This is a genomic window from Pseudoxanthomonas suwonensis (genome assembly GCF_000972865.1).
Classification (GTDB): Bacteria; Pseudomonadota; Gammaproteobacteria; order Xanthomonadales; family Xanthomonadaceae; genus Pseudoxanthomonas; species Pseudoxanthomonas suwonensis_B.
In genome coordinates, this window is the sequence record NZ_CP011144.1 from 3,205,998 (window position 1) to 3,222,698 (window position 16,701).

Genomic DNA, 16,701 nt, shown 5'->3' on the forward strand with positions numbered 1-16,701 from the left:
CGGCCGTGAAGCGGAAAGAACGGGCGCGACATTCTAGTCCAGCGGCCGCCCGCCGTCGCCCCGCGTGCGTGTCACGCCAGGCCGCGGGCTCTGGCCAGGCGATGCATGCCCGCCGCCGCCAGTTCTTCGGGATGGCGGTGGACGGCGATGCCGCGCGCCTGCAGCGCATGCGCGTAGCGTTCGACCAATGCTTCGTTTCCGACCAGGTGCACCGGCGCCGGCAAGCCGGCGAGCGCGGCCTGTAATTCGTGCCCGATCAGCACGCCGGAGAGGTAGGAGGCCAGCGCCGGCGGCGGGAAATGGCCGAACAGCGAGGCAGTGCGCACGCCGAACAGGTCGTGGAGCAGGCCGCTGGCCGGGTCGCGGCTGCATTCCAGGCCGGCATCGAAGGCCTCGGTATCCAGTCCCGGCTCGCCGTCGGGGATGCTGCGGCCGAGGATGCTGTGCGCGCGCAGCAGCCCGTACAGCTCGCCGGTCAGGGCGGTGGAGATGTGGACGATGGCGCCGTCCCGCACCCGCACCCACTTGCTGTGCGTGCCGGGCAGGCACACGGTGTGCGTGCCGCGGCCGAGGGTATCCGGCAATCCGACGATCTGGGTTTCCTCGCCGCGCATCACGTCGCCGACCGGCGTGGTGTGGTCGGCCATCCCGGGCACGCACCACAACTGGCGCCGGACCAGTCCCGACGCTTCGCGCGAGGCGTCCAGGCGCAGCATGCCGGCGGCCAGCGCGGGGGCGTCGGCCGGGCAGCGCACGTAGGGCACCTCGATCCAGCCGCCGCGCGCGCCGACCATGCCGGCCATCACCACCAGCGGATCGTCCCAGCCGGCGATCAGTGCGCCGAGCACCTTGCCGAAGCGGCCGTGGCAGGCCAGTGCGCCCTCGTCGCTGCGGCGCCGCTCGAGCACGGCGCCGTCGGCATCCAGCCAGTAGGCGCGCAGGCGGCTGCCGCCCCAGTCGACCGCGATCACGGCAGTACCACCCGCGCTTCGGGCAGGCCCAGGGCGCGGCCGAGCGGTGCCTCGAACAGGCTGCCCGATTCGGGCGCCTGCGCCCGCGACGCCGCGTCCATCCCTTGCGGCGAAGTGATCACGAACAGCGTGTCCAGGCCGGCGCCGCCGATGGCGCAGCACGACGGTTGCGGCACCGGCACCGGCACGATCCGGTCGACGCCGCCGTCCGGGCGGTAGCGGACCACGCGCGATCCGCCCCACTGCGCGTTCCACAGGCAACCTTCCGTGTCGATGGTGGAACCGTCCGCCGCCGCGCCGGGCAGGTCGACGCGGGCGAACTCGCGCGACGCACCGACCCGCGCCGCCCCCGGCTCGTAGTCGCAGCACAGGATCCTCGGCTGCAGGGAATCGCACCAGTACAGCGTGCGTCCGTCGGGCGAGAAGCAGATCGAGTTGGGGATGGCCGCGCGCGGCAGGTCGAGCATGCGCAGGCCGTGCCGGGCCGAGTACTGGTAGAACGCGCCGATCGCCGACTTGTCCTCGGACTCGTCCATCGTGCCGAACACGAAGTTGCCATGGCGGTCGGCGCGGCCGTCGTTGCTGCGGGTGCGCCCCTCGTGCGGCTCCACGTCGGCCAGGTGCACCAGTGCCAGGGGCGCGTCGCCGGCCGCCGCCGCGTCCAAATTGGCCCGGTATAGCGCCTTGGCCAGCACCAGCAGCAGTTCGCCGGAGCCGGCCAGGCCGATGCAGCCGGGACGGTCGGGCAGGGCCCAGCTGCGCGTGGCGCCGTCCGTGGGCACGTGCAGCCACAGCCGCGAACCGTCGATGTCGACCCACAGCAGCGCCTGGCGGCGCTCGCACCACAGCACGCCTTCGCCGTGCGCGCAGTGCGAGGCGACGGTCAGGCGGGCGGGCGTCGATCCGGCGATGTCCATCATCGCCGTTCTACCATTCGGCGACGCTGCCGTCCGCATGGCGCCAGACCGGGTTGCGCCAGTCGGGCGGGTCGGCGTGGGCCCGGCGCAGGCGCTCCTCGTCGATCTCCACGCCCAGCCCGGGGCGCGGCAGGGCGCGGATGTGGCCGTCCTCGCACGAGAAGTCGTCCCGGTTGAGGACGTAGTCGAGCAGGTCGGCGCCCTGGTTGTAGTGGATGCCGATGCTCTGCTCCTGCAGCATCGCGTTGTGCGCGACGAAGTCCACGTGCAGGCACGCGGCCAGCGCCACCGGGCCGAGCGGGCAGTGCGGTGCGAGTGCCACGTCGTAGGCTTCGGCCATCGCCGCGATCTTCACGCATTCGCTGATGCCGCCGGCATGCGACAGGTCCGGCTGCAGGATCGACAGCCCGCCGGCCTCCAGCACGCGCTTGAACTCGAAGCGCGAATACATGCGCTCGCCGGCCGCCAGCGGGATCGCGCTGGCCGCGGCCAGGCGCGGGTAGTGTTCGGCCTGTTCCGGCAGCACCGGCTCCTCGACGAACAGCGGCCGGTACGGTTCCAGTTCGCGCAGCAGCACGCGCGCCATCGGCGCGCCGACGCGGCCATGGAAGTCGACTCCGAAGTCGATCGCGTCGCCGAACGCCTCGCGCACCGCGGCGACCCGGGTCAGCGCCGCGTCGACCGCGCGCGGGCTGTCGACCAGGCGCAGTTCCTCGGTGCCGTTGAACTTGAAGGTGTCGAAGCCGAGCGCGCGGTAGCCGCGGATCTGCTCGACCAGCTCGGCCGGGCGGTCGCCGCCGACCCAGCGGTAGGTCTTCATCTGCTCGCGGACCAGGCCGCCGAGCAGCTGGTACACCGGCACGCCCAGCGCCTTGCCCTTGATGTCCCACAGCGCCTGGTCGATCCCGGCGATGGCGCTCATCAGCACCGGTCCGCCGCGGTAGAAGCCGCCGCGGTACAGGGTCTGCCACAGGTCGTTGATCCGCGCCGGATCCTTGCCGACCAGGTAGTCGCCGAGTTCGTGCACCGCCGCCTCGACCGTGCGGGCGCGGCCCTCGACCACCGGCTCGCCCCAGCCGGCGACGCCCTCGTCGGTGTCGACCTTGAGGAACAGCCAGCGCGGCGCGGCGTGGTAGGTGGTGAGGCGGCTGATCTTCATCGGCGGGCTTTCATCGGAGATGGCCGGAGTGGGCCAGGCGGAATTCGCGCGCGTGGGTGCGCGTGCGTTCGGCCGGCTGGCCGGGCCGGTAGAGCTCGCCGCCGATGCCGGCGCCGCTGCTGCCGGCGGCGAGGAAGTCGCCGAGGGTGTGCGGGGTGACGCCGCCGACCACGAACAGGGGCACCGTCGGCAGCACCGCGCGCAGCGCGCGCACGTGGCCGGGGCCGTAGGTCGAGGCCGGGAACAGCTTGAGCATGTGCGCGCCGGCGTCGAGCGCGGCGAAGGCCTCGCTGGCGGTGGCAAAACCGGCGACCACCTGCATGCCGGCCGCCACCGCATGGCGGATCAGCGCGGGATTGACGTTGGGGGTGACGACGAAGCGCGCGCCCAGGTGCTGCAGGGTGTCGACCTCGGCCGGGCGCAGCACGGTGCCGCCGCCGATCCAGGCGTGGCCGCCGTGCTCGCGCACGGCGGTCGCAATGCTCTGGGCCCAGTCCGGCGAGTTCAGCGGGATCTCGATCGCGTCGTAGCCTTCCTCGACCAGCGCGTCGAGGTGTTCGCCGGTCTCGGCCGGGGTGATGCCGCGCAGGATCGCGATCAGCGGCAGGCGGAACGGGACCTGGGGCAGGCGGCCCCCGTGGGTGGCGGTGTCGTTCATGGCCAGTCTCGTCATCGGGCGGCGGGCGGCAGGGCGGCGGTCCTGTGCCGGCCGGCCTGGCGGCGATGGCGGGCGGTCGCGTCCGCCGGGCGCGCGTTCATGCGCACCCCCGTGTACTGGAGCATGCCTTGGGCCTCCCGGGCCGTTGATGCCCGCCATCGCACGGTGGACCGCGGATTTCGGGCGAATCGAGCGGCGCTAGCCTCGCCCGGCCAGTTATGTTGGGCAAATGAAATTTTCGCCGTAATCTATTCCCAGCCTGAATAGTTCTCTGGGAGGGGAAATGGGCAAGCCGACCGCCGCCACGCACTGGTTCAATCCGTCGCGGCTGAAGACGCGGCACCTGCTGCTGCTGATGCATCTGGAGGAACAGGGCTCGGTGCTGCGCGCCGCCGAGGCCGCGCGCATGACCCAGCCGGCGGCCTCCAAGCTGCTGGCCGAGATGGAAGGGTTGCTCGGGGTGTCGCTGTTCGACCGCCACGCCCGCGGGGTCGAACCGACCTGGTACGGGCAGGTGCTGATCCGCCGCGCCCGCACCGCGCTGCTGGAAATCGGCCGCGCCCAGGAGGAGATCGCGGCGCTGCGCGACGGCCGCATGGGCCAGGCCTCGATCGGGACGGTGGTCAATCCCGGCACCAACCTGGTGCCGCAGGCGGTGGCCGAGGTCAAGCGCGAACACCCGGACATCCTGGTGCGGATCGAGATGGACTACAGCCGGCCGCTGGTGGCCAAGCTGCTCGACGGCCAGCTGGACCTGGTGATCGGCCGGATCATGGACCCGCAGGGCGGGGTGGACCTGGAGTTCGAACCCCTGGCCGAGGAACCGCACTCGGTGATCGTCCGCAGCGGCCACCCGCTGGACGGCCGCGCCCGGGTCCGGCACGGGGAACTGGCGCCCTACGGCTGGATCCTGCCGCCTCCCGACAGTGTGCTGCGCTCGCGGCTGGAGACCATGTTCCTGGAGCACGGCCTGCTGGGCGCGCACAACACGATCGAGACCTCCTCGCTGCCGGTGATGATCAACCTGCTCCGGGTCAGCGACCTGCTGACAGCGCTGCCGGTGGAATCCGTCGCGCCCTACGTGCAGGCCCAGCAGTTGTCGGTGCTGCCGCTGGAACTGGGGGTGGGGATGGAGTCGTTCGGGATCATCCGCCGCCGTGGGCACCTGCTGTCGCCTGCTGCCGAACGGGTGCTGGAGGCCTTGCGGGCCACTGCGCGGCGGCTCTACCCAGGGGCCGGCCTGCAGCAGGACCGTTCTATTCCATAACGGAATATTTGGGCTCCAATTTCCTTATTGGCAATCCGTGACCGGGCGTGCATAAGGTGCGTCCGGGGAGCTTCCAGTGACACAAGCCGCATTTCGCCCAGTTGCAGGGGCGAAATGACAGCGCTGGTCTTCCCGGCCGCCGGCGCTGCCGGCACACAACTCGAGAACATTCGATCCGTCAGTGTCCTGGGGAGGGAACAGTGATGTCGAAGCACCCACGCGCCGCAACGGCCGCCAGCACGCGCCTGCCTGTCCGTCTAGTCCGTTCCACTCTCGCCCTGGGCATCGCGCTGGCGCTGCCGGCGGGGGCGCTCCACGCTCAGGAAGGCGCGCAGTCCGAGGCCGCCAACACGGCGGAGAGCGCCGCCGAGGCGCAGGATTTCCAGACCGTCGAGGTCCGGGGCATCCGCGGCAGCCTGATGCGCGCGCAGGAGATCAAGCGCGACGCCGACCAGATCGTCGATTCGGTAACGGCGCAGGACATCGGCGCGCTGCCGGACCGCAGCGTCACCGAGACGCTCAAGCGCGTCAGCGGCGTGACCGTCACCAACTTCCTGGCGCGCGACGATCCCGACCACTTCTCGGCCGAGGGCAGCGGCGTGATGATCCGCGGCCTGACCCAGGTGCGCGGCGAGCTCAACGGCCGCGACGTCTTCAGTGCCAACGGCGGCCGCGGGCTGAGCTTCGAGGAAGTGCCCTCCGAGCTGATGGCCGGCGTGGACGTGTACAAGAATCCCTCGGCCGACATCATCGAGGGCGGCCTGGGCGGCACGGTCAACCTGCGCACGCGCATGCCGTTCGACGAGGCCGGCCGCAAGGTCGCCGCCAGCGTCGACTACAACTACGGCGACTTCGCCAAGCGCGGGAATCCGTCGGCCTCGTTCCTGTTCAGCGACCGCTGGCAGACCGCCAACGGCGGCGAGTTCGGCTTCCTGGCCAACCTCTCGTACTCGGAACTGGCCACCCGCTCGGACGGCATCCAGGTCGAAGCCTTCCAGCGCCGCAACGACGCGGCGCTGCTGGAGGGCACGAACTTCGACTGGGTCTATATCCCGGGCGGCGTCAACTGGCGCACCCTGGACTTCGAGCGCAAGCGCGAGGGCCTCGCGCTCGCCATGCAGTGGCGTCCCAACGACAACACCGAGGTCTACACCCAGTTCCTGCGCTCGAAGTACAACATGCAGTGGCGCGAGCACTCCATGACCTTCGGCGACCAGCTGCAGGGCGCCGACGGTGCCTGGCGCGACAACGACATCCTGCCGGCGCCCGGCACCCGGTTCAGTTACGACGCCAACGGGGTGTTCCAGTCCGGCTATGCGACGCGCGCGCGGCAGGAAATCGACTGGGTGAACATCGACTGGGACAGCATCGACTGGAGCCAGCCCTGGGATCCCAGCATCACCGAACTGTGCTGCGGCCTGGAGCCCTACAGCCTCGCCTTCCGCACCACCAACCGCCTGTCCAGGCAGGAGACGGTGACCAGCGACTGGTCGACCGGCTTCCGCCACTTCATCACCGACAACCTGGTCATGCGCGGCGACTTCCAGTACGTGCAGTCGTCCAGCAAGCCGGTAGACTTCAGCGTCATCGTCAACACCTTCCTCAGCAACGTCTACCTGGACCTGACCGGCAGGTACCCGTCGCTGCAGCTGGCCGCCGAACGCGAGCAGTTGCAGGACCCGGCCTCGTACTCGTGGCTGGCGAACATGGACAACCTGCAGGACAACCGCGGCAAGCAATACAGCGGCCGGCTGGACTGGGAGTACACCTTCGACGACAGCAGCTGGCTGCGCTTCGCCCGCTTCGGCGTGCGCGCCACCTCGCGCGAGCAGATCAACAAGGACAGCGGCTGGGACAACTGGATGCCGGTCAGCGCGACCTGGGCCACGCTCGACCCGGGCGCTACCGGGCAGTTCGGTTCGTGGGACGGCGGCAACCAGCTGGCGTGGCTGAATGCGCACCTGCCCCAGTATTCCGGGCTGTATTCGATGGGCAACTTCTTCCGCGGCCAGGTCAACGTGCCGGGCAACCTGTGGTACCCGAACGACGCGATCGTGGAACTGGAGAACGCGGGCGCCGCCTTCCCGCCGCTGTATGCCGCGCGCCTGGCCGCGGGCGGCCAGGGCTGGCTGCCGGCCGTGTTCAACCCGCAGGACACCAACAACCAGCAGGAACACACCCAGGCCGCGTACGGCGTGCTGTACTTCGAGAACGACAGCCTGCTCGGCGGCCGCGGCGTGGACGGCAACGTCGGCGTGCGCATCGTCCAGACCAGCACCCAGAGCGACGGTTACGGCCAGCTGCCCAACCTGAGCGGCCAGCTCAGGCTCACCGAGGAGGTCCGCGAGAGGTTCGATGGCAGTTACTTCGGCATCGACAGTTCCGGCCGCTACACCGACGTGCTGCCCAGCCTGAACCTGCGCGTGCACCTCAACGAGCAGTTGCAGTGGCGCTTCGCGGCGTCCAAGGCCATCGCCCGGCCTGAGTTCCGGCAGATGACCTCGTGGCTGCCGCTCCGGGTCGGCGTGGACGAAAGCTGCCAGCCGCAACAGAACGACGGTACTCCTTGTGGCTTCGAGTACCTGGAGGGCTTCGCCGGCACCGCCGGCAATCCGACCCTGCAGCCGATGCGCGCCAACCAGCTCGACACCGCGCTGGAGTGGTACTTCGGGCCGGCGGACATGCTCTACGCGACCGTGTTCTACAAGGACGTGAAGGGCTACTTCGTCTCCGAGACGCGGGACGAGGAGATCGACGGCATCCTCTGGGCGGTCACCCGTCCGCACAACCTGGACAGCGGCAAGATCCAGGGCTTCGAGGTGGGCTGGAACCAGTTCTTCGATTTCCTGCCCGGGATCGGCGTCCAGACCAACTACACCTTCGTGGACAGTTCGGGTGGGCGCAACATGAACCCCGATCCGAACGATCCGGATGCGCGCCGCCCGCAGGTCGACGACCTGCCGCTGGAAGGCCTGTCCAGGCGTTCCTACAACGTGGTGGGGATCTACGAGAAGGGGCCGTGGTCGCTGCGCCTGGCCTACAACTGGCGTTCGCGCTACCTGTTGACCGCCAGCGAGACCAACCTGCAACTGCCGATGTGGGCGGACGACTTCGGCCAGCTGGACGGTTCGTTCTTCTACAACATCAACGACAACATCCAGATCGGCGTGCAGGCCAACAACCTCACCGATTCGATCACCAAGGTGCTGATGGGGCCGCGTCTGTACGACGACGGCTACCTGGACGAGACGCTGTACACCCGTTCGTACTTCATGAACGACCGTCGCTACTCGGCCGTGCTGCGCGCGCGCTGGTAGTCGCGGCACGCTGTCCGATCTCCCAAGGTCCCCACCCATTGGCCCGCGCGGGCAACCGCGCGGGCTTTTTCTTGGGTTCTTGGTCCGTTCGAGGGGAGGGGGCGAGATGGCTGAGGCAGCTGCAGCTGCAGGAGCGCCTGGAGTGGTCGGCTTCGGGCTGAGCCGCGGCAGTGCGGGTGTGTTGCGGTCGTCTCGGCGGCACATCCATGTGCCGACTCGCCGACGCGGCCATCGCTGGCCGCTGCCGCAACACACCCGCACTGCCACGTCTTCGGGGACGTCGGGGTCGTGGCTCCGTTCCGGCGTCCCCAAGCAACAGCCGTCATTTTGCTGCCGCGCCGTTCTGTAGGAGCCGGGTTCAGCCGGCGACACGACGACCTCGGCACAGGCGACGCCCTCGTGATTCCGACACCCGGGTCGCCAGCAAGCTGGGCTCCTACAGGAAACCCGGAACCATCGGGCGGCGGTTTTTCGCCAGACCATAGAAGCCACGACCACAACGCCGCCCGAGGACGTCGTCCTGCCGGGGTATGGCGCAAGTGGCACAGTGATGTGCCACGGCCCCGAGTTGAGGGCAGGATGCCCGACCGAGGGGTAAGCCATACCTCGGCAGGACGGCGGCCCCCGGCCGAAGCCAGCGCTTCTGCTCCAAGCGGCCGTAGCGATGGCGGCCCATCGAACCGACGCCTTTCGCTTTGCGACCCTGCCACTGACCCAGCACGGGCGGCCCTCCCCGCAGTCGGGAGAAGAACCTTGTTTCTTTGTCGTGTTCTTTACGTCTTGCCTTCCGCGACCGATGCGCGTGTGAAGGTAGTTTGATCAGGAATACATCGATCCCGCTTTTTCATTGGTCCGGCATAGCGACGGCCCGTAGTCTGCGAGCGCAGACGATCCATCGGCGATCCGCAATCGAACGACTGGACCGGTCCGGCCCGCCCTGCAACGGCCGGCGTGCAACCACAACCTGTCCGGAAGCGACCGTGCGCTTCCGCTTGCAACGCGTGTCCTGGGAGGGAACGTATGTCCAAGCACCAGATCCGCCATCGGCCCGGGCGTGCGTCCGCGCGTCCCGGTATCGGCAACTGCCGCCGCAGCACGCTGGCGATCAGCCTGGCGTTGCTGCTTGCCGCGCCCGCGTATGCGCAGGAGGCGGCCAGCAGGGGCGACGACCAGGCAGTCACCGAATTCGACCAGGTCGTGGTCACCGGAATCCGCGGCTCCATCCAGCGGGCGCAGGACATCAAGCGCGACGCCGACACCTTCGTCGACTCGGTGACCGCGCTGGACATCGGCGCGCTGCCGGACCGCAGCATCACCGAGACCCTGTCGCGCATCCCCGGCGTGACCATCGACCACTTCCTGTCGGTCGGCGACCCCGAGCACTTCTCGGCCGAGGGCAATGGCGTGCAGGTCCGCGGCCTGACCCAGGTGCGCTCCGAGTTGAATGGCCGCGACAGCTTCTCCGCGTCGGGCGGCCGCGGCCTGAGTTTCCAGGACGTGCCGTCCGAACTGATGGCCGGCGTCGACGTGTACAAGAACCAGACCGCGCAGATGATCGAGGGCGGCCTGGGCGGCACCGTCGACCTGCGCACGCGGCTGCCGTTCGATTTCGAGGGCGAGAAGCTGGCCGCCAGCTTCAGCGTGAACCGCGGCGACTTCGCCGGGCAGGTCAGGCCGTCGGCCTCGGTCCTTTACAGCAACCGCTGGGACACCGGCGGCGGCGATTTCGGCATCCTGGTCGATGTGGCGCACTCGGAACTGGCCACCCGCACCGACGGCCTGTTCGTGCGTCCGTTCTTCAGGAACAGCAACAGCGACGTGGACGGTGACGGCAGCGGCGATGAACTGTGGCTGCCGCGTGGCGCCGACTGGCGCACGCTGCAGTACGACCGCGAGCGCAGCGGCGCCTACCTGGCGATGCAGTGGCGCCCCAATGACCGGGTCGAGCTTTTTGCCACCGCCTTCCAGAGCACCTACCAGGAGCTCTGGTACGAGGACGCGATCTTCGTCCAGAACGACCCGACCCAGGTGATGATCGACGCCAGCCAGCCCTATGAATTGAACAGCAACGTGTTCCGCTCCGGCCGCCTCACCCAGGCCGGCGGCGTGCCGATGGGCACCGACATCCGCGCCTCCGACCGCGATTCCAGGACCGCCGACTACTCCATCGGCCTGAAGTGGGTGTTCAGCGACAGCACCGAATTCTCGACCGACCTGCAGTACATCAAGGCCGACACCCGCAAGCTGGATTCCACCGTGGCCCTGGGCGTGGACGTGCCGTACATCGGCGTCGCCCTGGGCGGGGTGCCGTCCATCGGCGTCAACGAGCAGTTCACGGCCAACCCAGCGAACTACTACTGGGGCTTCACCATGGAGAACCTGGTCGACAACGAAGCCGACCAGCTGGCCTGGCGCGCCGACCTCAAGCACCAGCTGGGCGGCGACTTCTTCAAGGCGTTCAGCGTCGGCGTGCGCCTGACCGAGCGCGACGCCACCGGCCGCGACACCAGCTACAACTGGCAGCCGGTGTTCCAGACCTGGATGCGCTGGTGGGCGCTGCCGGGCGACGGCCCGATGCCCCCGCTCGACCTCAACGCCACGGTCAATTCCAGCCTGGTCAACCTCAACACCTTCAAGAACTTCTACCGCGGCGGCGCCAGCACGCCGGGCGCCTTCTACGCACCGGTGCTGGCCACCGCGCTCGGCTTCCCCGGCAGCTACCAGGACATCCACGACGCCGCGGCCCCGTTCTACCTATGCTGCTACGGCGAAGGTCCGTTCACCCCGCGCAGCCTGGACGATCCGGAGTGGAGCAACCTCCAGTCCGAGGACACCCAGGCCATCTACGCGATGGTCAACTTCGGCGTGGACGAGGCGATGCTGGACGGCAACTTCGGCGTGCGCGTGGTGCGCACACGGAATTCGGCCAGCGGCTATCTGATCTACCCGGACGTGCCCTACGCGCCGTTCCTCGGCGCCGGCGAGGCCGAGCCGATCAGCGCCAAGAACTCCTACACCGACGTCCTGCCCAGCGTGAACGTGCGCTGGGAGCCGGTCGACGACCTGATCGTGCGCTTCGCCGCATCCAAGGCCATCGCCCGTCCGGACTTCGGCGACATGCAGGCCTACCAGGTGCTGAGCGCCAGCACCAGGCCCGGCGTCACCCCGCCGGACGACGGCAGCGCGCTGCCGGTCACCGACCTGGATCTGACCGGCAGCTCCTACGACAACCCGTACCTGGAGCCGATGAAGGCCAACCAGTACGACCTGTCGCTGGAGTGGTACTTCGATCCGGACCACGGCGGCATGGCCTGGATCAACCTGTTCCACAAGGACATCAAGGACTACTTCCGTCGCCAGTCGCAACTGGTCCCGTTCCCCGGCGCCGACGGCAACACGTACGACTACCTGATCACCCGTCCGGTGAACATCGGCACGGCGCGGATCACCGGCGCCGAGCTCGGCTGGAACCAGTTCTTCACCTTCCTGCCGGGGCCGTTCGACGGCCTCGGCATGTCGGCGAACTACACCTACATCGACAGTTCGACCAATGTCCCGGACGACCCGGACGTGATCCCGATGGATACCGACGGCACCCCGATGGGCGATCTGCCGGCCGACGGCCTGTCCGAGCACGCGTACAACGTGGCCGTCTTCTACGAGAAGGGGCCGTGGCAGCTGCGCCTCGCCTACAACTGGCGCAGCGAATACCTGCTGGCGGTCGGTCCCAACGGCTACAACGGCGGTGACGGCGGGATCAACTGGAAGCTGCCGGTGTACAGCGACGACTACGGCCAGCTGGACGGCTCGATCTTCTACCGCTTCAGCGACAACGTGCAGATCGGCCTGGAGATGAACAACCTCAACAACGCCGAGCAGCGCACGATCATGCAGCAGAACGGCGCCGGCCGGCACGTCACCTCGTGGTACGTGAACGACAGGCGCTACGCGGCAACCGTGCGGATCACGTTCTAGCTGCGCAGGCACCAGGGAAGGGGCGTTGCCCCTTCCTTCCGGCGCATGCTGCGGTCTGGAGCCGCAGCGCGCCGATCGACCGGCGCGAAGATCTGCGCAATTCCATCGCGGAATAGTTTCCGCGAAAGAAGTCATTGGCCCGGCATGGATGCCTCGCCTATGCTCGGGCAGGATGCCGTCGCGCAGGCCGTGTTGGCCTGCATCCACGGTCGCGGGTCCGTCCCGCGGCCACAGATCCACACGCATGGCACTGTCCTGGGAGGGAACAGCACTTGCGCCGCATCGCGTTGCTGCTGGCCGTGCTCACCTGGCACGGCGGCACGGCCTCGGCCGCCAGCAAGGCCGAACCGTATGTCTGGCGCAACGTCGCCATCGGCGGCGGTGGCTTCGTCACCGGGCTGGTCCTGCATCCGTCCGAACGCGGGCTGGCCTATGCACGTACCGACGTAGGTGGCGCCTACCGCTGGGACGCGGCGGCGCGCCGCTGGATCCCGCTGACCGACGGGCTCGGCCATGCCGACGCCAACCTCACCGGCATCGAGAGCGTGGCGCTGGATCCTCTCGATCCGCAGCGCGTGTACCTGGCGGCCGGCACCTACACCCACGAGCGCGCCGGCAACGGCGCGATCCTGCGCTCGGCCGACCGCGGCGCCAGCTTCCAGCGCGCCGACCTGCCGTTCAAGCTCGGCGGCAACGAGCTGGGCCGCGGCAACGGCGAACGCCTGGCGGTGGACTCGAACGACGGGCGGGTGCTGCTGCTCGGCTCGCGCGCGCACGGCCTGTGGCGCAGCGAGGATTACGGCGCGCGCTGGAAGCGGGTGGACGGCTTCCCCGCGCTGGCCACTTCCGAATCGGCGGCTGCGAGCAACTGGCGCAGGCAGGCCATCGGCATCGTGGCGGTGGCATTCGATCCCGCCAGCGGCCGGCCCGGCGCGCCGACGCCGGTGGTGTATGCCGGCGTCTCCAGCCGCGATGGCGGCCTGTTCCGTTCCGACGACGCCGGCCGGACCTGGAACCCGGTGCCTGGCCAGCCCACCGGGTTGCGCCCCAACCACTTGGTCCGCGACGCGCGCGGCGACCTGCTGGTCAGCTACGGCGACGAGCCCGGTCCGGACCGCATGAACGACGGCGCGGTGTGGCGGTTCTCGCCCGCCAGCGGCGCGTGGACCGACATCACCCCCGCGCCGCAGTCCACCGACCCGAGCGGCGACGGTTTCGGCTGGGGCGCGGTGGCGGTCGATGCGCGCGATCCGGACGTGATCGTGGCCACCACCTTCAACCGCTGGACGCCGGGCGACGACGTCTACCGCAGCACCGACGGCGGCAGGAGCTGGACGCCGGTGTTCGCGCGCTCGGAGTTCGACCACGCGGCCTCGCCGTGGACCGCGCAGGCCAGGCCGCACTGGCTGGCCGACATCGAGATCGATCCGCACGAGCCGGACCGGGTGCTGTTCGTCACCGGCTACGGCCTGTGGGCCTCGCGCGACATGACCGCGCTGGACCGCGGCGGGCGCGTGCACTGGACGTTCGAAACCGCCGGCCTGGAGGAAACCGTGCCGCTGGACTTGGTCAGCCCGCCGCAGGGCGCGCTGCTGGTCAGCGGCCTGGGCGACATCGACGGTTTCCGCCACGACGACCTGCAGCGCACCACCGTGCAGTTCGCCGCGCCGCCGCGCTACAGCAACACCGAGAGCCTGGACTACGCCGGACGCCAGCCGCAGCTGCTGGTGCGCAGCGGGCACCTGCACCACGCCGACCCGGCGGTGGTGCGCGCCGCCTGGTCGCGCGACGGCGGCGCCAGCTGGACCGCGTTCGCCACGGAACCGGGCGACGGCAAGGGCGCCGGCCGCATCGCCATTGCCGCGGACGGAGGCCGGGTGATCTGGCACACGCGCGAGGGCAGCCACTGGCTGACCGACGATTTCGGCGGACGCTGGCAGAAGGTGCGCGGCCTGCCGGCCAGCGCCGTGGTCGCGGCCGACCGGGTGACGCCGGCACTGTGGTACGGCTTCGACCCGGTCAGTGGCGACCTGTTCGTCAGCGGTGACGGCGGAGTCGCGTTCGAGCAGGTGGATGCCGGCGTCGGTGCGATCGGCGACTGGTTCCGCGGCGAACTGCTGCCGGCGCCGGATGCCAGCGGGGTGGTGTATTTCGCCGCGTCCTGGAAGGGGCTGCTGCGCTGGGGCGGGGGCCGGCTTGTGCGCCTGGGCGGCGTGGACAACGCCTACGCCGCCGGGCTCGGCGCGCCGAAGCCGGGGCGCGATGCGCCCACCCTGTTCGTGTTCGGCGAGGTCGGCGGCGTGACGGGGCTGTACCGTTCGGACGACGACGGCAAGCGCTGGGTACGGATCGACGATCCGCAGCACCGCTTCGGCAGCGTGCGCATGCTCACCGGCGACGCGCGCGTGCCCGGCCGCGTATACCTGGCCACCGGCGGCCGCGGCATCGTCTACGGGGAACCGGCACCATGAGGAAGCGCATCCTGCTCGCGGTGCTGGTCTGGCTGGCGTTGCCGTTGACGGCGCTGGCGGCGCAGTTGGAGCTGCCGCTGCTGTTCTCCGACGGCGCCGTGCTGCAGCGCGACCGGCCCTTGCCGGTCTGGGGCCGGGCGGCGCCCGGCGCGCAGGTGCGGGTGGAGTTCGACGGCAGCAGCGCGCAGGCCGTGGCCGGCGCCGACGGGCGCTGGTCGCTGCGGCTGCCCGCGCACGCCGCCGGCGGCCCTTACCAACTGCTGGTACGCGCCGGTGGCGAGGAGAAGCGCATCGGCGACGTGCTGGTCGGTGAAGTCTGGCTGGCCTCGGGCCAGTCGAACATGGAGTGGCCGGTCGCGCAGACCTTGCACGCGCAGGAGGACATAGCCGTCGCCGGCGACGCCTCGCTGCGCCACTTCAAGGTTCCGAAATCCTGGGCGGAAACGCCGCAGCCCCAGTTGCAGGGCGGACAGTGGCAACCGGCTTCGCCGGCCAGCGTCGGCGAGTTCTCGGCAGTGGCCTACGCCTTCGCCCGCGAACTGCGCCAGACGCTGGGCGTGCCGGTGGGCATCATCGACAGCACCTGGGGCGGCAGCTCGATCGAGGCCTGGATGGACGCGTCGATGCTGGGCCTGGACGCGGCCGCGCTGGAGGTGAAGCTGCGCGAACGGCGCGCGATCGACCAGCGGATCGAGGCGCAGACGCGGGCCAGGCTGGCGGCCTGGCCGGCGGTGGATCCGGCGTCGGAGGCGTTCGCCGCCGCGCAGCTGGATGACAGCGGCTGGAGCACGATCCGGGTGCCGTCGTTGTGGGAGGCGCAGGGCTACCCCGGCATGGACGGCGTGGCCTGGTACCGCACCACGTTCGAGCTGAGCGAGCGCGAGGCGGCCGCCGGCGTGGTCCTGGGCCTGGGCCAGATCGACGACAGCGACACGACCTGGATCAACGGCCAGCGCGTGGGCGGCATCGCCAACGGCTACAACGTGCCGCGCGTGTACCAAGTCCCGGCCGCGGTGCTGCGTGCGGGCCTGAACACGATCGCGGTGCGGGTGGAGGACGGCGGCGGGGGCGGCGGCATCGCCGGCAGCGCCGCGGAACTCTACGTGGAACCGGTCGGCGGGCAGCGCCGCAGCCTGGCCGGCGACTGGCGGTTCCGCACCGCGGCGGTGACGGTCTCCAGCGCGGACGACAAGAACCAGGTCGACACCCTGCTGTACAACGCGATGGTCCATCCGCTGCTGCCGTATCCGCTGGCCGGTGTGATCTGGTACCAGGGCGAGAGCAATGCCAGTGAGCACGGCGCCTACCGCTACCGCGAACTGTTCAGGACCCTGATCGAAGGCTGGCGTGCGAAGTGGGCCGCGCCGGACATGCCTTTCCTGTGGGCGCAGCTGGCCGCGTTCGATTCAGGCGGCGACCGCCTTGACGCCCGCGGCATTGTCGTCGACAGCCCGTGGGCGACGCTGCGCGAATCGCAGTCGGCCGCGCTGGCGCTGCCGGCCACCGGCCAGGCGGTGACCATCGACGTGGGCGAGGCCGACGACATCCATCCGCGCGACAAGCGCACGGTCGGCCAACGGCTGGCGCTGGCGGCGCGACGGGTGGCCTACGGCGACGACCGGGTCGTCCACCACGGACCGGTGTTCCGCGAGGCGAGCGCACAGGGTGGCGAACTGGTGCTGCGCTTCGACGCACCCGGCGGCGTGCTGGCGGCCCGCGGCGGCGGCGCGCCGCAGGGCTTCCAGGTGGCCGGCGCGGACCGGCGTTTCCATCCGGCGCAGGCGCGCATCGTCGGCGACCGCGTGGTCCTGCGCAGCGACGCGGTGGCCAGGCCAGTGGTGGCGCGCTACGCCTGGAGCGACAACCCGGCGCAGGCCGACCTGGTCGGCCAGGATGGCCTGCCGGCGTCTCCGTTCCGGAGCGGCGCGTGGTGAGCGGGGCGGATGATCATCGGATGGCGGAGGAA

The 16,701-nt window shown here is 70.1% G+C and carries 9 protein-coding genes; 5 read left to right on the forward strand and 4 right to left on the reverse strand.

From position 1 onward, the window contains the following. Nucleotides 1-71: 71 nt before the first annotated feature. The 4 genes from WQ53_RS13225 to WQ53_RS13240 are packed head-to-tail and all read right to left on the reverse strand — an operon-like array spanning nt 72 to nt 3,705. Entirely contained in the window at nt 72-971 is a 900-nt protein-coding gene (locus WQ53_RS13225; RefSeq protein ID WP_052633137.1) for a 2-dehydro-3-deoxygalactonokinase, read from the reverse strand. Beyond that, the gene (locus tag WQ53_RS13230) at nt 968-1,888 is read right to left on the reverse strand and encodes an SMP-30/gluconolactonase/LRE family protein (RefSeq protein ID WP_428992251.1); all 921 of its coding nucleotides are present in this window, start codon (nt 1,886-1,888) and stop codon (nt 968-970) included. The genes WQ53_RS13225 and WQ53_RS13230 overlap by 4 nt, the downstream gene beginning before the upstream one ends. A 10-nt stretch (nt 1,889-1,898) precedes the next feature. Continuing rightward, nucleotides 1,899-3,047 (reverse strand): galactonate dehydratase, encoded by a 1,149-nt coding sequence (dgoD, locus tag WQ53_RS13235; RefSeq protein WP_052633143.1) that lies wholly within the window; start codon nt 3,045-3,047, stop codon nt 1,899-1,901. A gap of 10 nt (nt 3,048-3,057) precedes the next feature. After that, on the reverse strand, nt 3,058-3,705 hold the full coding sequence (locus WQ53_RS13240) for a 2-dehydro-3-deoxy-6-phosphogalactonate aldolase (RefSeq protein WP_052633146.1): 648 nt from the start codon (nt 3,703-3,705) through the stop codon (nt 3,058-3,060). Nucleotides 3,706-3,988: 283 nt separating this feature from the next. On the opposite strand from WQ53_RS13240, the gene WQ53_RS13245 reads away from it, so the two are divergent. The 5 genes from WQ53_RS13245 (at nt 3,989) to WQ53_RS13265 (ending at nt 16,669) form a co-directional block, all read left to right on the forward strand. Beyond that, nucleotides 3,989-4,972: a LysR substrate-binding domain-containing protein gene (locus WQ53_RS13245; protein ID WP_052633153.1), complete on the forward strand. Its 984-nt coding sequence runs from the start codon at nt 3,989-3,991 to the stop codon at nt 4,970-4,972. A 203-nt stretch (nt 4,973-5,175) separates the two neighbouring features. Further along, nucleotides 5,176-8,289, forward strand: a complete 3,114-nt coding sequence (locus WQ53_RS13250) for a TonB-dependent receptor (protein WP_052633156.1) — start codon at nt 5,176-5,178, stop codon at nt 8,287-8,289. 1,020 nt (nt 8,290-9,309) lie between these two features. Then, entirely contained in the window at nt 9,310-12,264 is a 2,955-nt protein-coding gene (locus WQ53_RS13255) for a TonB-dependent receptor (RefSeq protein ID WP_052633158.1), read from the forward strand. A 197-nt stretch (nt 12,265-12,461) separates the two neighbouring features. Beyond that, nucleotides 12,462-14,735, forward strand: coding sequence for a cellulase (locus tag WQ53_RS13260; RefSeq protein ID WP_428992293.1), 2,274 nt, complete (start codon nt 12,462-12,464; stop codon nt 14,733-14,735). Further along, on the forward strand, nt 14,732-16,669 hold the full coding sequence (locus WQ53_RS13265; protein WP_052633162.1) for a sialate O-acetylesterase: 1,938 nt from the start codon (nt 14,732-14,734) through the stop codon (nt 16,667-16,669). The genes WQ53_RS13260 and WQ53_RS13265 overlap by 4 nt, the downstream gene beginning before the upstream one ends. Nucleotides 16,670-16,701: the final 32 nt, after the last annotated feature.

Bases quoted from the DNA above. Each gene is read 5' to 3' on its own strand.
- WQ53_RS13230 (WP_428992251.1), bottom strand. From the start codon at position 1,888: ATGGACATCGCCGGATCGACGCCCGCCCGCCTGACCGTCGCCTCGCAC.
- WQ53_RS13240 (WP_052633146.1), bottom strand. From the start codon at position 3,705: ATGAACGACACCGCCACCCACGGGGGCCGCCTGCCCCAGGTCCCGTTC.
- WQ53_RS13255 (WP_052633158.1), top strand. From the start codon at position 9,310: ATGTCCAAGCACCAGATCCGCCATCGGCCCGGGCGTGCGTCCGCGCGT.
- WQ53_RS13245 (WP_052633153.1), top strand. From the start codon at position 3,989: ATGGGCAAGCCGACCGCCGCCACGCACTGGTTCAATCCGTCGCGGCTG.
- WQ53_RS13250 (WP_052633156.1), top strand. From the start codon at position 5,176: ATGTCGAAGCACCCACGCGCCGCAACGGCCGCCAGCACGCGCCTGCCT.
- dgoD (WP_052633143.1), bottom strand. From the start codon at position 3,047: ATGAAGATCAGCCGCCTCACCACCTACCACGCCGCGCCGCGCTGGCTG.
- WQ53_RS13265 (WP_052633162.1), top strand. From the start codon at position 14,732: ATGAGGAAGCGCATCCTGCTCGCGGTGCTGGTCTGGCTGGCGTTGCCG.